General features: G+C 70.1%; 12 protein-coding genes and 1 pseudogene. 4 read left to right on the forward strand and 9 right to left on the reverse strand.

Annotated features, from left to right (window positions below; all coding sequences use genetic code 11):
- The first annotated feature begins 73 nt into the window (after window positions 1–73).
- Entirely contained in the window at window positions 74–1,093 is a 1,020-nt protein-coding gene (locus IRY44_RS23750) for a LacI family DNA-binding transcriptional regulator (RefSeq protein WP_194802435.1), read from the forward strand.
- Window positions 1,094–1,123: 30 nt separating this feature from the next.
- Window positions 1,124–1,387 (forward strand): annotated as a pseudogene (locus IRY44_RS23755) (pyridoxamine 5'-phosphate oxidase family protein); the annotation flags it as partial.
- A gap of 27 nt (window positions 1,388–1,414) precedes the next feature.
- Here the strand turns inward: IRY44_RS23755 and IRY44_RS23760 are convergent.
- Window positions 1,415–2,035 (reverse strand): bifunctional 2-polyprenyl-6-hydroxyphenol methylase/3-demethylubiquinol 3-O-methyltransferase UbiG, encoded by a 621-nt coding sequence (locus IRY44_RS23760; protein ID WP_194802436.1) that lies wholly within the window; start codon window positions 2,033–2,035, stop codon window positions 1,415–1,417.
- 73 nt (window positions 2,036–2,108) lie between these two features.
- Window positions 2,109–3,053: a sugar phosphate isomerase/epimerase gene (locus IRY44_RS23765; protein WP_194802437.1), complete on the reverse strand. Its 945-nt coding sequence runs from the start codon at window positions 3,051–3,053 to the stop codon at window positions 2,109–2,111.
- Between the two features lie 147 nt (window positions 3,054–3,200).
- Here IRY44_RS23765 and IRY44_RS23770 point away from each other — a divergent pair, with 147 nt between their 5' ends.
- On the forward strand, window positions 3,201–3,614 hold the full coding sequence (locus tag IRY44_RS23770) for an NUDIX domain-containing protein (protein WP_194802438.1): 414 nt from the start codon (window positions 3,201–3,203) through the stop codon (window positions 3,612–3,614).
- Here IRY44_RS23770 and IRY44_RS23775 read toward each other — a convergent pair.
- Window positions 3,611–4,501, reverse strand: a complete 891-nt coding sequence (locus tag IRY44_RS23775) for an arginase family protein (protein ID WP_194802439.1) — start codon at window positions 4,499–4,501, stop codon at window positions 3,611–3,613. The two genes, IRY44_RS23770 and IRY44_RS23775, sit on opposite strands and share 4 nt — an antisense overlap.
- Window positions 4,502–4,539: 38 nt before the next feature.
- Window positions 4,540–5,271 carry a class I SAM-dependent methyltransferase gene (locus IRY44_RS23780; protein ID WP_194802440.1) on the reverse strand — a complete coding sequence of 244 codons (732 nt, stop codon included), beginning with the start codon at window positions 5,269–5,271 and terminating at the stop codon, window positions 4,540–4,542.
- 80 nt (window positions 5,272–5,351) lie between these two features.
- Here IRY44_RS23780 and IRY44_RS23785 point away from each other — a divergent pair, with 80 nt between their 5' ends.
- A complete protein-coding gene (locus IRY44_RS23785) occupies window positions 5,352–5,819 on the forward strand; it encodes a hypothetical protein (RefSeq protein WP_194802441.1) in 468 nt (155 codons plus the stop codon).
- 470 nt (window positions 5,820–6,289) lie between these two features.
- Here the strand turns inward: IRY44_RS23785 and IRY44_RS23790 are convergent, their stop codons facing one another.
- From IRY44_RS23790 to IRY44_RS23810, 5 genes are all read right to left on the reverse strand, one after another.
- Window positions 6,290–7,984, reverse strand: a complete 1,695-nt coding sequence (locus tag IRY44_RS23790; protein ID WP_194802442.1) for a DUF6119 family protein — start codon at window positions 7,982–7,984, stop codon at window positions 6,290–6,292.
- Window positions 7,985–8,083: 99 nt separating this feature from the next.
- The gene (locus tag IRY44_RS23795) at window positions 8,084–8,656 is read right to left on the reverse strand and encodes a DUF4352 domain-containing protein (RefSeq protein WP_194802443.1); all 573 of its coding nucleotides are present in this window, start codon (window positions 8,654–8,656) and stop codon (window positions 8,084–8,086) included.
- A gap of 296 nt (window positions 8,657–8,952) precedes the next feature.
- Window positions 8,953–12,144 (reverse strand): type I restriction endonuclease subunit R, encoded by a 3,192-nt coding sequence (locus tag IRY44_RS23800; RefSeq protein ID WP_194802444.1) that lies wholly within the window; start codon window positions 12,142–12,144, stop codon window positions 8,953–8,955.
- 49 nt (window positions 12,145–12,193) lie between these two features.
- Window positions 12,194–13,300 carry a hypothetical protein gene (locus IRY44_RS23805; RefSeq protein ID WP_194802445.1) on the reverse strand — a complete coding sequence of 369 codons (1,107 nt, stop codon included), beginning with the start codon at window positions 13,298–13,300 and terminating at the stop codon, window positions 12,194–12,196.
- A gap of 61 nt (window positions 13,301–13,361) precedes the next feature.
- A complete protein-coding gene (locus IRY44_RS23810) occupies window positions 13,362–14,978 on the reverse strand; it encodes a class I SAM-dependent DNA methyltransferase (protein WP_194802446.1) in 1,617 nt (538 codons plus the stop codon).
- Between the last annotated feature and the right edge of the window lie 8 nt (window positions 14,979–14,986).

The following is a 14,986-nucleotide window of genomic DNA, read 5'->3' on the forward strand; positions in this document are numbered from 1 at the left end:
GTAAGCGCTTTCAGGGTGCTACCGTAGCCACGCCGGAACACCGGGTCAAGACGTTCCGCAGGGAGACGCATCGATGTCGCACGTGACGCTGGAAGACGTGGCCAGGGCGGCCGACGTCTCCCTGGCCACCGCCTCCCGGGCGCTCAACGGGCGGCGCGTCACCCCGCACCTGCACGACCGCGTGCTGGCCGCCGCCGCGCGCCTCGCGTACACCCCGAACGCCCACGCCCGCGCGCTGGCCGGCGCGTCCCGGCGCAGCGTCGGCGTCGTCTGCCACGACGTCACCGACCCCTACTTCGCCGCCGTCGCCGGCGGCGTCATGCGGGTCGCCGCCGACAACGACCTGCTGGTCATGCTCGCCAGCACGTTCCGCGACCCGGAACGCGAGATCGCATACGTGTCGATGCTGCGCGCCGAACGCGCCCCGGCGATCCTGCTCATCGGCTCCGGCTTCGAGGATCCCCGCTGGGAGCGGGCGATGGCCGCCGAGCTGGCGCCCTACCTCGACGGTGGTGGCCGGGTCGCGGTGGTCAGCCGGCACCGCACCCTGAAGGTCGACAGCGTGCTGCCGGAGAACCGGGCCGGCGCCGCCGAACTGGCCCGCACGCTGCTGGGCCTGGGGCACCGTCGCTTCGCGGTGCTGTCCGGTCCGCCCGAGCTGACCACTGTCGCCGACCGGCTCGGCGGGTTCCGCGACGAGCTGGCCGCCGCCGGTGTGGCGCTCGACCCGGGCGCGGTGGCCGAGGCGGCGTTCACCCGCGACGGCGGCTACCGGGCGATGACCGAGCTGCTCGACCGCGGGCTCGACGCCACCTGCGTCTTCGCGTGCACCGACGTGATGGCCGTCGGCGCGTACGCGGCGCTGCGCGACCGCGGGCTGTCGGTCCCCGGCGACGTCTCGGTCGCCGGCTTCGACGACATCCCGGTCGTGCGCGACCTCACCCCGCCGCTGACCACTGTGGCGCTGCCGCTGCACCGGCTCGGCGAGGAGGCGATGAAGCTGGCCCTGACCGAGAACACCGGTCGCCGCCGCCGGATCGTGCGCCTGCCCGGCGAGGTGGTGCTGCGCGCCAGCACCGCGCCTGTGGCCTGAGCCCGGCCGGTGGGGTGCCGTCATGATCGAGGACGCGCCGCGCCGCTGGTCGGCCCGGCCAGCAGCCGCGGCGCGCAGGTGTTCGGCACCGCCCGGGTACTCGGCCCGGAGCACCCCGACCGCGCCCGCCACTGGGCCGCGTTCCGGTGGGAGAACGAACACGCCGAGCGGGGCCGGTCGCTGTCCGAGCCGCCCGAGGACCCGCTCGTCGTGATCGAGGCCGACCGGATCGTCTACACCGAACACTGGCTGCGCCGCGAGGGCTACGCCCCACGCCAGCACTGGCGTCGCTGACACCGCTGGCGCCAGGCGGCCGGAACATTACGGGCCGGCGGGGGAGCGGGTGGCGCGGAGCAGATTCCCGGCCAGGCGCAGGTCCGCGCCGCCGACCCGGGCGAGCACGTCGATCGGCTCGATCGTGACGTGCGTCCAGAGCGGTGCGGGGAAGGCCGCGCGCAGCGTGTCCGCGTCCAGGCCCCAGCCCTCGCCCGCGTCTGGCGACACCGCCAGCACGAACACCGCGCCGCCGGGCGCGGTCAGGCGCGGCAGCAGAGCCAGGTAGTCGCGTACGGCAGCGCCCCGCCGGTCCAGCGAGTGCAGCAGCCCGGAGTCGAACACCGAGTCGTACGGCACCGGCGGCACCGGGATCCGGGTCGCATCGCACACCTCGAAGCGCACCGGCAGACCCGCCGCAGCAGCCTTGGCCCGGGCCTGGCCGATCGCCACCGGTGAGATGTCGACGCCTGTCACGTCGTGGCCGCGGCGAGCCAGCGCGAGCGCCAGCTCACCGGTGCCGCAGCCGACGTCGAGCACGCGCGGGCCGCGTACCCCGGTGTCGAGGACCGCGGCGAGCGCCGGCTGCGGGCCGCCGATCTCCCAGGGCGGGCGCTCGGCGTCGCGATAGAGGCGGTCGTAGTGGACGTCGTCCGGCTCGTCGGTCATCGCGTACCCCCTCGGTCGGCGCGGCCACCCCCGAGCGTGTCACGTCCGGCGGCGATCAGTGCCCCGCCGGGGGTCAGAACCGCAGGCGGCGCAGGTAGCGGTAGCCGACGGCGGCGGTCTGCTGCGGCGTCACATCAGGGGTGTCGTTCTCCACGATGTACTCCATCACCTGGTGCCCCCGGAAGATCCGCGCGAAATCGATCATGCCGGTGCCCAGGTCCGCCATGTCGCCGGTGGCCGGGTCGCGGTCCTTGACGTGGTACTGCAACACCCGCTGCGGCGCCGAGCGGATCACGTCGAGCGTGAAGCCCTCCGGGTCGTCGACACCCTCGCCGGAGGTGATGCCGCCGGTGACCGCCCAGTAGATGTCGATCTCCAGGTGGACCAGGCGCGGGTCGAGTTCCTCGGTCAGCACGTCCCACGGCCGCCGCCCGTTGCCGAAGTCGATGGTGAACTCGTGCGCGTGGTTGTGGTAGCCGTACCGCAGGCCCGCCCTGCGCGCGGCGGCGGCCTCGACGTTCATCTGCTCCGCCCAGCGCTTCCAGTCGTCCTCGCGGTCGGAGTTCAGGTACGGCACCACCATGAACCGCTGGCCCAGCGTCCGGGCGTTCGCGATCTTCTGGTCCAGCGCGGCGGCGTCGGCGGCGATGCCGTCGTGGCTGGAACTGGCCTTGATGCCGATGCCGTCCAGGAACCGGCGCAGCTCCCGCGCGGTACGGCCGAAGTAGCCCAGCGCCAGCTCGACCCGCGGGTAGCCGATGCGGGCCAGGTGCGCCAGCGTCGCGTCGTAGCCGGGCGAGCCGTTGAGCGCGTCGCGGACCGTCCAGAGCTGGAGACTGATCAGTTCCTTGGGCACCGGGCGCCGGCCGTGATGGTGCCCGCCGCCGGCCTGGGCGGCAGTCGCGCCGAGCCCGGTGGCGAGCCCGATTCCGGCCAATGCCGCCAGAGAGCCGCGCAGCAGGTCGCGCCGGTCCAGCGACTGCCGCAGCGCGGCCTGTCCGTCGAATCCGTAGCACATGGTCGTACTCCTTCGTCGCCTGTGCGCCGACGCTACAAAAGCCATGTTCATATGTCTATGGCTTTCGATGCTCCGAATCGAACTTTCGATCTGCATGGCAGAAAGTCGGGACTGCGCATCGCCAGTGCCGCGTGGCAGGCTCAGGACGTGGCCGCATACGACGTCGCTCTCGTCCTGCTCGTCGACCCGACCGGCGCGATCCTCATGCAGCACCGCGACGGCAACACCTCGGTGTCGCCGTACCAGTGGGGCCTGCCCGGCGGCAGCATCGAGCCCGGCGAGACACCGGAGCAGGCCGCCCGCCGCGAGCTACGCGAGGAGACCGGCCTGACCGCCGGTGAGCTGCACCTGCTGTGGAGCGGCCCCCGCCCGCACGAGGACGGCTTTCCGCACGCCGTCACCGTGTACGTGTTCCGCGGCGCCACCGACGCCCGGCAGGAGGACGTGGTGCTCGGCGAGGGACAGGCGATGGTGTTCGTGCCCCGCGACCAGGTGCTCGACCGCGAGCTGGCGGTGAGCGCCGCCAAGGTGCTGCCGATGCACCTCGCGGAAACCGCCTAGCGCCCGGTCAGCGCCCCGGCGAGCACGCCGGCGAACCGAGGGAGCAGCTCGTTGTCGGGCAGATGATCCGGGTTGATCTCGGTGACCGACAACCCGGCGAACCGCGGGCTCGCCACCAGCTCCGCCAGCGTCGCCGCCGCCTCGTCCAGGCTGAGCCCGAACGGCTCCGGCACGTCCGCCAGCGGCGCGTCCACGAAACTCAGCACGTCCACGTCGAAGTGCACCACGAACCGGTCGGCCGCGCCCTCGGCAACCGACCGGGCCCGGCGCGCCGCCGCCCGCGCGTCGGCGTGCACCTCGTCGGCAGGCACGTACGCCAGCCCCAGCTCCGCCACCAGTTCCCGCTCGTGGTCACCCCGGGGCAGCGAGTCCCCGTACACCACCACCCGCTCCGGCGACAGCAGCGGCACCGCCGGCCCGACACCGGCCACCTCGGGCAGCGTCCCCGGCAGGCCCAGCATGTGCGCCAGCCCCATCGCATCAAGGTTGCCGTTGGCGCGGGTCTCCGGCGTGTAGAGATCCGGGCCGCCGTCCACGTACACCAGCGCGGGCGACAGCCCGGCCCGCGCGCAACCGGCGACCAGGCCGACGGTCACCGTGCAATCGCCGCCGAGCACCAGCGGCGCGCGCCCCCGGCCCAGCGCCGCCGCGACCCGGTCGGCCACCGCCGAGGCGACGGCGGCCACCGCACCCGCGTTCTGACCCCTGGGGTACGCCGGATCCGGCCGCCACCGGAAGCCCGGCACGTCACCGGCGTCCTCGACGTCGGCGCCCAGCAGGTCGAGCAGGCCGGCGGCGCGCAGGGCGGCGGGTGCGCGCTCGATGCCGGGGGTGTGGGCACCGGCGCTCGACGGCGCCCCGACGACCGTCCACTGACGATGATCCATCGTCCCACCCTAACCGCGGCCGGGGCGCACCACCGGGATCAGCGCAGCACGAGCAGGTCCAGGGCGTCGACGACCGGACCGTCGTCGGTCCTTGCTGCCTCGCGTAGCCGCTGGACGCCGGCGGCGTACTCCGCGTCGGTGATCAGCTGAAGCGGCGTGTGCGCCTCCCGGCGTAGGCCGGCCGCCGCCTCCCGCAGCGACGGCGCGGTGACCTGCGGAACCTGCTCGACCGCCGCGGTGGCGAAGCCGGCGGCCGCGAAGGCGGCCTCGACGTCGGCGATGCCGGGGTACGTGTCCAGCACGCGGATCGCCTCGGGGAAGTAGTCGAACAGCGTGATCGCCTCGTGCCGTCCGGCGAACGCGGACCGGATGAGCACCGGTGCGCCGGGCTGCAGCACCCGGCGCAGCTCGCGTGCCGTCGCGGCCAGGTCGGGCACGTGGTGGATGACTGTGGACAGCCACGCGCCGTCGACGCTGCCGCTCGCGAGTGGGATGCGTTCGGCGTCACCCGCGATCAGCGGGGCGAACGCGCACCGGGCGCGCATCGCCGCCGACGGCTCGACGGCGACCACCTCGACGCCGGGAAACCAGTCGGTGAACGCGCGTGCCCAGCTGCCGGTCCCGGCACCCAGGTCGAGCAGTCGCGTGCCCGGGCGCGGGGTGAGGTGGCGGGCGACGGCGGCACGCCAGGCCGTGAGACCGTCGTCGGTGAGGTGCCGGGTCGCGGCGAACGCCTCGGCGTCGGCGTCGTGGTACGCGATGCGGGCCATACTCGACAGCCAACTCCCCGGCGGGCTGCCGGGGCAAGCACTGTGACGCGTTACCTGCGGACCTCGGAGAGGGGTAGAGAGTGCGGTATCGGATCCACTTCGACGCCGAGCTACCTGCGGACGCCCTGCGCGCGTTCCTGTTGTTGGAGTACGGCGTCGCGCCGGAGGCCGTGTACGTCGGGCGGATCGAGGACCGGACCGTCGACGATCCGCGACCGGTGGCGATGCTCAACCCGCCCGACCAAGACGAGGGCTTCGGGTGGATCCTCACCGGCGACACCGAACTGGCCGACGCCACCGGTCTGCGCGAACATGATTTCGCGGTCACCCTCGCCCGCGCGTTCGGCGTACGGGCGCTCGTCGACGACGGCGGCATCCATCCTGACCGGTGGGTGCTGGTGAGCGCCGACGGAAGCAGCGGCCGGGTGCTGACCGACTGCGACGCCGCCGCCGACGGGGACCTGCGGATCGTGCACGCGCTGGAACCGGTCAGCGGGGAGCCGCAGCTCGCCGTCGTGCCGCCGCCGGAGTGGGCCCGCGACTGGTGACCCGGCGGGTCCACCGCCCGGTCGCGTACCCGCTGCCACCCGTGCGGCGCCCCCGCCTGGCACCGGTCGCGGCGACGACTGGCGCGGGCGCCGCCGTCCACCGGACAGGCAAGCCATGGCCGCGTGACGGATCGGGTTGCGGGGGACGGATGGTGCCGTGTTCCTCGGCGAGCCGGACGGCGTTGTCGAGGAGTTGCCCGGCCGAGGTGAGCCGACCGTAGTGGGCCGCGGCGAGCGCGAGCGTGACCGCGTCGCCGACGCGCCGGCACGGCGGGCAGCCGGTGTGGAGGACGCACCGGCGAAGCGGAAGGGCGCGCTCGTGCAGGGCAGCGGGGAGCAGGCTCAGGGCGTGGCGGAACTCGTCGGGTCGCATCGTTCCTCCTGGGTGGTCGAAGGCGCGGCGGCAGGCAGGGGTGACCGGCCCGGCGGGCGCGCGGTGCGCCGGGCGGTCGGATCGGAAGCGGTGCCGGTCAGGCGGTCGGGATGGCGACGACCTCGACGTCGACGCCCTCCGTGCGCAGCGTCTTCACCGCCTGGTAGAGCGCGACCTGCGCGAACGTGAACAGCGATTCCGCGGTGACGGTGCGGCCGGCACTCAGGGCGATGGCGTAGACCACGGTGCGCGGGCGGAAGTCCTCGGGCAGGTCCGGCCCGCCCGGCTGCGCGCGCACCAGGTCGCGGAACTTGTTGCGCGCCTGGTTGTCGTAGCGCAACGCGTCGAACGACGTGACGCCCTGCGCGAAGAGGTGACTGAGCGGCGAGCTGCCCGATGCTCGCTTGACGTGGATCAGCTCACCGTTCGGTCCGAGAAGGTCGCACGCCTCGATCCCCCGGGGATGCTGCCGGGTGCGGAGGAGCTTCTTGTCCAGCAGCACCAGGCCCGGGTGCTTCTTTGCTGCCTCTCGGTTGTAGCAGTCCTCGTTCGCCAGCTCCTCCGTCCACGGCGGCAACACGACGTTGGACGGCCGGTTCAGGACGCGAGCCACCTCCTGGCGCAAGAACTCGCGGTGGCGGTCGCCGATCTCGTACCACTGACCCTCGTGCAGCAGCATGTGGCTGCCGCCGACGGCGACCTCGGCGGTTATCCACCGGGACACCGGCGTCGATGTCATCTCCTCGGTACCGGCGGCGTCGGCGTAGAGCGTCAGCGTCCCGTTGCGCAGCCCGGGCCACCGGTCACCGTCCAGGGCCCGGGCGGTGTGCGACAGGATGGTCGACAGGTCCAGGTCCGTGGTCAAGGTCGGGCGTCGCCCGGATCGGGGCACGCGAACCCGGTACGAAGCGACGTGCTCGACGTCGGCCACCAGGCTGCCCGGCACCGCGACGCCGAGATCCGGAGGGTCGGGCAGGCCGAGCCGCCGGTCGAGAACCTCGATCAGCGCCGGGTGCCGCGGATCGTTGGGGCGCAGCGGCCGGATCTGCTCGATGAACTCCAGGTCGGCGAGCGGCGACTCCTGCCGGCACACCCGGTCGATCTCCCGCAGATCGGCGAGCAGCCGCTCGGGGGAGACGCCGAGAGGGATGCGCAGCGCATCGCTGCCCTCGACCTTCACCGCACCGCGTGCCCGCTGGCACGCCGTCAGGTTCGGGTTGTCGACGCGGCCGGACACCTGGCCGACGATCTCCCCCCACTTGTCGATGCCGTACCTCCAGATGGGCTGGCCACCCGGAACCAGGCTCCGGTCCACCCGGCCGCTGGCACCCACCACCCGGCGGCGAACGTGGCGGATCCCGCTGGGGTGCAGCGTTCGCACGGCGAAGGAGACACCGAACGTCGGGTCTGTCTTCTCCAGCTCGATCATGAACCGGCCCAGGGTGCCGAAGGTCAGGGCGTACGCCCGGTCGTCCACCCCAAGCAGCAGGGCGCCGCCACCGCTGCTGTAGCCGATTGTCACGTCACTGCCGACCAGGCCGGACAGGACGCCACACCACTCGGCCCGGTCACGCGGCGCGCTGCCGTGCACCAGCAGCGCCGGTGCCTCGAGGACCCGGTGCGGGGTGGGCTCGAAGCCGTGCCGCCGCAGGTAGTCCACATTGAGCGCGGAACGTATGCCGTCTTCGGTGGCCGGAACAGTGAGTCGGTAGACCGTCGTCGGGTAGGTGCCGGACAGCGGCTGCCCGTCGTCGGCCAGCGATGAGTTGTCCGGGTTGTTCGCACTGCGCATGTCGATCTCCTCGCGTAGAGAATCGGGTTGGCGGTGGTGCGGCGGAGTGGCGCCGGGGGGCGGGGTTCGCGGATCCCGCCCCGGCCGGCGCAGGTCAGGTCAGCTCAGCGAGACGGTCACGCCGCCGGAGAACGGCGAGTCGTGCAGCTCCAGGCGGGCGAGCTTGACGTCCTTCGGGATGTCGAAGACGACCACGCCGGTGACCTGGTTGCCGGGGTTGATGTCGTTGAGGAACGTCTCGGCGTTCTTGTTGGCGTAGATGGCGGCCGAGCCGTCGGCGGAATACTCGGTGCCGTTGGCGGCGTACGCCTTCTGGCTGCTGCCGTCGAACATCTGCGACTCCTTGCCGATGTTCTTCACGTCGACGGTGACCAGGCAGAACTGGCCCTGCGCCTTGGCGCCGAACGCCGACGAGCCGACCTTGCTGACGCCGCACTTGGCGGACTTGACGGTGAACTCGAACTTGCCGTCGCGGGCCGGCTGGCCGATCTTCGCGGTCTTCGGCTTGTCGCCGCTCTTGCCGGCGTCCGCCTTGCCGCCGTCGGTGTCGCCGGCGGCCGCCTCCGTGCCGGTCTCGGCCTTGCTGCCGGTGGTGTCGTCGGTGGTGCCGGCACCGCAACCGAGTGCGATGAGGCCGGTGCCGAGCAGGGCGAGGGTAGCGATTTTGCGCATGCTGAAGCTCCCGTGAGAGAAGGTGGATTGCTGGTCGACTCGCCGGATCGGCGCTTTGTCGACGCCCATAAATCACAACAGGAGCAATGGCTGGAGTCCAGCAATGAAGGTATGAAGTGCTGATAACCAGGGTTATCGAAAATCAATGACGCCTCGGACGGCGGTGCAGGGTCGGCACCGACCAGCGGTGATCCTGAGTCAGGGGAGATTGAGACCTGCCGCAAAGCAGGGGGCCATGGGGCGGCGAGAGGATCCCCTCGCCGGCCCACGGCCTCCTTTGGTCCGAACCGGTGTCGCTACTTCGTCGCCGCTCCGGGTGACCACTCGTTGGCGAAGGTCTCCATCTGACGGATGACCAGGTCGACCGCGGCGCGCTCGTGGTCCGGCGGGTAGTCGTAGCGGGCCAGCAGTCGGCGGATGTGACTGCGCAGCTTGGCGCGTACCGGCTCGCGGGAGAACCAGTCCACCGTGATCGACGACTGGATCGACTTCACCAGTTCCCGGGCGATCTCCGCGAGGGTGCCGACGCCCATGAGCTCCGTGGCGGCACCGTTCTGGGCGACGGCGTCGTAGAAGGCGAGTTCGGCGTGGTTGAGCGGAGGGTCGAACTGGTGGCCGCGCCGGGCGTCCGCCGCCACCTGCTTGGCCAGCTCCACCAGCTCGACGATGAGCTGTGCGCTGGTCAGCTGCTGGCGCATGTAGCGGTTCATCAGGTCTTCGAGCTGGGCGGAGAAGCTTTCTTGACGAACCACGTTGTGCTTGGTGACCTCACGCATCTTCCGCTCGATCAGCCGACGCAGCGCCGCAGCGGCCAGGTGCGGGGTCTCCGAGTCCTGCAGGCGCTGCAACGCCACCCCGTTGAGCTCGGTGATGTCTAGCTTGCCGAGGCCCGCCTCCTCGTAGATGTCGGTGATGTCGGCGGCGTCGACCACCTCGGCGGCGAGCTGGGACAGGTAGCGTTCCACCTCGGCCGTGTTGGGCAGGCCCTTGGCCTCCCGGTCGGCGGCCTCCTCCTTGACGATCCAGACCCGCACGTCGCGGAAGTAGTGGATGTCGCGGCGCATCCGGTGGATGTCGCCGGCGCGCTCGATGAAGTCGCGGCTGGTCGCGCAGAGCGTGTAGAACCGTTCCAACCGCCCGGCCGAGTCACGGAACCGCCGGTGCAGCGGCTTCGTACCGGGCTCGACGTCGTTGCCCGGGGTGCGTGGGTTGCGCAGGAAGTTGGCGGCCTTCTTCACCGCGCGGCGCCAGCGGGTCGGGTCGGTCTCGTCGTCCAGGATCTCCCGCCACTTGACCGGGGTCAGCATGGCCTCGAGGACGGCGATTTCGTTGTGCACCTCACTGATCGCACGCTCGATCTCGCGGCCGAGGGTCTGGTCTTCCTGGTCGCTGGGCGTGTACTCGGTGAGCGCCTTGCGCAGGTTCTCGGTCAGCGGGGCGTAGCCGACCAGCAGGCCGTCCTGCTTCTCCCGGAACCGACGGTTGACCCGGGCGAGCGCCTGCATCAGGTTGGCGCCCTTCATCGGCCGGTCCATGTAGATCGTGTGGATCGGCGGTGCGTCGTAGCCGGTGAGCAGCATCGAATGCACGATGAGCAACTCCAGCTCGTCGTCCGGGTCCTTGGCGCGAGCCTGGATGGTCTTCTGCTGCGACGGGCGCAGGTGGTGTGGGCGTAGCACCTCCTTGTCGCTGGGCACCCCATGGAAGACGATCTTCATCTTGCCCTTGTCGACGGCCGGGTCCGCCCAGTCGGGCCGCAGCTCCTTGAGGGCGTCGAAGACGCGGACGCAGATCTCCCGGGTCGCGCAGACCAGCATCGCCTTGCCCGGCCCGCCCAGCTGGGGTCGCATCAGCTCGCGCCGATTCTCCCAGTGCTCGACGAGGTCCTTCGCGAGGGTCTCGACCCGGTCGGGGGCGCCGTAGACAGTGTTCATGGTGGCCGCGTACGCCTCGGCTCTGCGCCGTTCCGCGTCGTCCAGGCTGGCGGTGAGCTGCTCCACCTGCTCGTCGATGCTCTCCGGGTCGATGTCGGGCGGCAGCGACACCGGAATGATCCGAGGCTCGTGGTAGACCCGCACGGTCGCCTCGTCGTCAACGGCACGCTTGAGGTCGTACACGTCGATGTAGTCGCCGAAGACGGCGCGGGTGTTCACCTCGGCGGTGGCGATAGGGGTGCCGGTGAAGGCGATGAACGTGGCGTGCGGCAGCGCGTCGCGGAGATGCCGGGCGTAGCCGTCCAGGCTGTCGTAGTGGCTACGGTGAGCCTCGTCGACAATCACCAGGATGTTGCGCCGGTCGGAGAGCAGCGGATGCGGCCTCCCGGCGTCGCGCTCTTCCTTCGTACGCCCGAACTTCTGCAAGGTGGTGAAGATGATGCCGCCGGCGTTCCGGTTCGACAGCTTGTCCCGCAGTTCGGCGCGGGTGTCGGCCTGCTCCGGCTCCTGGCCCAGCAGCGTATGGCTGTCGAGGAACGTGTCGAAGAGCTGGTCGTCGAGATCGGTGCGGTCGGTGAGCACCACGATGGTCGGGTTCTTCAGGGCGGGGTGACGGGCGGCCAACGCCGCCGTGCACACCATCTCCTCGGACTTGCCGGAGCCCTGCGTGTGCCAGACGACGCCGGCCTTCCCGTCGCTCTGCGATGCCCGCACGATGCAGTCGACGGCCCGGACGACCGCGAAGTACTGGTGTGCTTTCGCGATCCGCTTGCTGTTCGAGGTGAAGTTGACGAAGCCAGCGGTCAGTTCCAGGAAACGCCGCTGGTGGAACAGCCCGTAGAGGGCAACGGTGAGCGCCTCCGGGCCGTCGTAGTCGGGCGAGGTGGTGTCGACGCGTTCCCCCTCGTCGCCGATGTTCCACGGCGCGAAGTGCTCGTAGGGGGTGAACGGGGTGCCGTACTTCGCGGTGACCCCGTCCGAGATCAGGCACAGGACGACGTGCCGGAAGGCGAGCGGGAACTCCGCGAGGTACGCCTGAAGCTGGGCGTGCGCGCCTGTCAGGGTGGCGTTCTCGTCGGCGGCGTTTTTCAGCTCGACGATCGCGACCGGCAGTCCGTTGAGGTACAGCACGATGTCGAACCGGCGCCGGAAGTCGCCGTCGACGATCGTGACCTGGTTGATCGCCCGGTAGACGTTGCGGCCGGAGTCGTCCAGGTCGGCCAGACGCACGGTGGGGGTGTGCTCGGCACCGAATGCGTCGGTGTACGTGATCGAACGGATGCCGTGGACAAGCCGCTCGTGCGCCGCCCGGTTCTCGGCGAACGCCTCCCGAGAGGCCACGTCGGTGGCGGCCCGCACTGCGTCGGCGACCGCCGTGGGCGGCAGGTCGGGGTTGAGCCGCTCGACCGCAGCCCGCAGGTCCTCGACGAGCACCAGATCGGCCCAAGACTGCCGCTGCCCTGATCCTGGCGCGAAATCCTTCCCGCCACCCGGCTCCCACCCGAGCTCACCGAGCTGATCCAGCGCGAGCGCCTCCCAATCCGCCTCGCTCATCCAACCGCCCGCACCCACCACAACCCCTCCCCGTCAACCGTCCACTTACTTAAACCGCTTCTTCGACGACCTTCTCGGCATCCCTGACCCGCAACCGCCCCGACATCAGCTCGGGTAGCAACGTGTCTCGGAGCGCGCGTAGTGTCCTGGCCTCCTGCCGTGCTGCGAGCACTCTTTGCAGCAGCGCGTCGGCCATCAGCCGAAGTTGGCCAAACTGCCGAGGGTCGGCGATCTCGGCGCCCATGATCTCAGCGGGCTTCACTCTCTGGTGACTGTTCGATGTACCCGTCACCTTGGCCGCAATGCTTGTCATGAATGCAGGCTGTGACAAGACCGCCCACAGTTCAGCAGTAGATACGCCTTCAATTGGCAGCAAGATGAGGAACTCAGTAGATGCCATTGCTGGCACCTCTCCGTCATGGCGCACGTGCCAGACGCGCGGCGTGCCTGGGTTGAGCTTAGAAACGAGAATAGCGGACGGCGGAACCTCAAACTTCAAGCTTTTGATCTCGCGTGGGTCGGCAACCTCCGGCATGCAGCCAGCGTCGAACGACGGAATGCTGAAGTGCAGTACCGAATTGTTGCTCAGCTCGCGTGGATCAATTTGCTTCCTCTCTATTTGGCACAGTTCGCCGACCGGGGTCATCGCAGCTCCGGTCTGATCTGAGAATTGTGCGAGACACAACTTTTCGGCAGTGGCGGCGATGCGGTCGTTGACCGCAATCTTGTCGTCGAGCGCCCCGAGAAGGCTAGCGATCGCCTCCTGTACAGCGATCGGGGGTACGGCCACGGTCAGACGCTTTGCCGAGGCTACGTTGAAGTGCTGCTGGACAGCTCCGACCGTGTGTGCGTCGATGAACTGCTGTGCGGTGGCGTTGATTGCGTAGCACAGATACCGTCCGACGGTGTCTGGACCAGGGCGTGCGATGACGATGTCGCTACAGTTCGCCGGTCCGAGATCGTCCGGAATGAGGGCGGTGGCGCCAGGCTCGCCGGTACGCACAATCGCCAGGTCGCCGGGCTGCAGCTGCGACTTTACTAGCCGTTGATGGAAATCCTCGTTGATGTACTTAACTGACGACAGGTCCAGGCGGCCGCGTTTAATATTTTGTGACCGCAGAAACGGGACGCCGCTCTCGACGTACTCGCGCGCCATCGAGCCAACATGCCCGACAGTTACCCGGACGCATAACTCTTCGAGGGTTCGGGTCGGCCAGTCAGACATTGAGTCCTCCAAGCTGCCCTCGGATGACCGCTTCGAGGCGAGACGACTCGTCGAAGTGGCCGTACAGCTCCTTGGTGAGGCGCTCGATCCGGTCGGCGAGCGGCTCGGCGTCCGGGTCCTCTTCGGCTTCGGCAGCGCCGACGTAGCGGCCGGGGGTGAGGACGTGGTCGTGGGCGGCCACCTCGTCGATCTTGGCGGAGTAGCAGAAGCCGGGCATGTCCTCGTACGTCTGGCCCTTGGTCTTGGCGGACTTTGTGCCGCGCCAGGCGTGGTAGGTGTCGGCAATCTTGGCGATGTCGTCGTCGGTGAGGACGCGCTCGGTGCGGTCGACCATGGTGCCGAGGGCGCGGGCGTCGATGAAGAGGATCTCGCCGCGCCGGTCGGTGAGCGCCTTCGCGCCTTGCGGGGTCTTGTCCTTGGTCAGGAACCACAGGCAGGCGGGGATCGCGGTGGTGCGGAACAGGTTCGGCGGGAGGGCGACCATGCAGGCCACGACGTCCGCCTCGACCATCGCACGGCGGATCTCGCCCTCGCCGGATTGCTTGGAGGACATCGAGCCGTTGGCGAGGACGACGCCCGCGCTGCCCCGGTCGCCCAACTTGAAGAGGATGTGCTGGAGCCAGGCGTAGTTCGCATTGCTCTGCGGTGGCGTACCGTAGCGCCAGCGCGGGTCACCCACCCTGCGCGCCCAGTCGCTCATGTTGAACGGCGGGTTCGCCATGACGAAGTCGGCCCGGCGGTCCGCGTGCTTGTCGTCGGCGAACGTGTCGGCCCAGCGGTCGCCGATGCCGACCGGGTCCATGCCGTGGATGGCGAGGTTCATCTTCGCCAGCCGCCAGGTGCGCTCGTTGGCTTCCTGGCCGTAGACGGCGATGTCGTGGGTGTGGTCGCGGCCGGCGCGGGCCTCGACGAACTTTTTGGACTGCACGAACATGCCGCCGGATCCGCAGCACGGGTCGTAGACGCGTCCCTCGTAGGGCTCCAGCACTTCGACAAGCACCCGCACCACGCTGGACGGGGTGTAGAACTCGCCGGCTCGCTTGCCCTCGGCGCGGGCGAAGCGCTCCAGGAAGTACTCGTACGTCTCGCCGAGGACGTCCTGGGCCTTCCGGTCGCCGTGGCCGGTGAAGCGGGCGTCGCTGATCAGGTCGACGAGCTCCTTGAGGCGCTTCTGGTCGACGTTGTCGCGGTTGAAGATCTTTGGGAGGACGCCGGTCAGCGCCGGGTTCTCCCGCATGATCGCGTCCATGGCGTCGTCGAGCAGCTCGCCGACGCCGCTGGGGGCGTTCTCCACCAGGTAGTCCCAGCGGGCGTTCTCCGGCACCCAGAAGACGTTGGCGCTGGTGTATTCGTCGCGTTCGTCGAGGAACTCGGCGCGGCGGTTCTCCGGGATGTCGGAGAGGCTGTCGGCGATCTGGTCGCGGCGCTCGGCGAACGCGTCGGAGACGTACTTGAGGAAGACCAGGCCGAGGACGAACTCCTTGTACTGCGCGGCGTCCATGGAACCGCGCAGCTTGTCGGCAGCCTTCCACAGGATGTCCTGGATCTGCTTGGTGCTGGACATGCCGGGCAGCTCAGCCTGTCCGTTGGCACGTTTGCGTGGGGGCACTGTGTGTT

This window comes from Micromonospora sp. ANENR4, from assembly GCF_015354395.1.
In the GTDB taxonomy this organism is placed as follows: Bacteria; Actinomycetota; Actinomycetes; order Mycobacteriales; family Micromonosporaceae; genus Micromonospora; species Micromonospora aurantiaca.

What these genes read in the sequence shown, in the direction of transcription:
- IRY44_RS23800 (WP_194802444.1), bottom strand. Translation starts at nt 12,144, where the DNA reads ATGAGCGAGGCGGATTGGGAGGCGCTCGCGCTGGATCAGCTCGGTGAG.
- IRY44_RS23775 (WP_194802439.1), bottom strand. Translation starts at nt 4,501, where the DNA reads ATGGATCATCGTCAGTGGACGGTCGTCGGGGCGCCGTCGAGCGCCGGT.
- IRY44_RS23765 (WP_194802437.1), bottom strand. Translation starts at nt 3,053, where the DNA reads ATGTGCTACGGATTCGACGGACAGGCCGCGCTGCGGCAGTCGCTGGAC.
- IRY44_RS23805 (WP_194802445.1), bottom strand. Translation starts at nt 13,300, where the DNA reads ATGGCGCGCGAGTACGTCGAGAGCGGCGTCCCGTTTCTGCGGTCACAA.
- IRY44_RS23795 (WP_194802443.1), bottom strand. Translation starts at nt 8,656, where the DNA reads ATGCGCAAAATCGCTACCCTCGCCCTGCTCGGCACCGGCCTCATCGCA.
- IRY44_RS23790 (WP_194802442.1), bottom strand. Translation starts at nt 7,984, where the DNA reads ATGCGCAGTGCGAACAACCCGGACAACTCATCGCTGGCCGACGACGGG.
- IRY44_RS23760 (WP_194802436.1), bottom strand. Translation starts at nt 2,035, where the DNA reads ATGACCGACGAGCCGGACGACGTCCACTACGACCGCCTCTATCGCGAC.
- IRY44_RS23750 (WP_194802435.1), top strand. Translation starts at nt 74, where the DNA reads ATGTCGCACGTGACGCTGGAAGACGTGGCCAGGGCGGCCGACGTCTCC.
- IRY44_RS23780 (WP_194802440.1), bottom strand. Translation starts at nt 5,271, where the DNA reads ATGGCCCGCATCGCGTACCACGACGCCGACGCCGAGGCGTTCGCCGCG.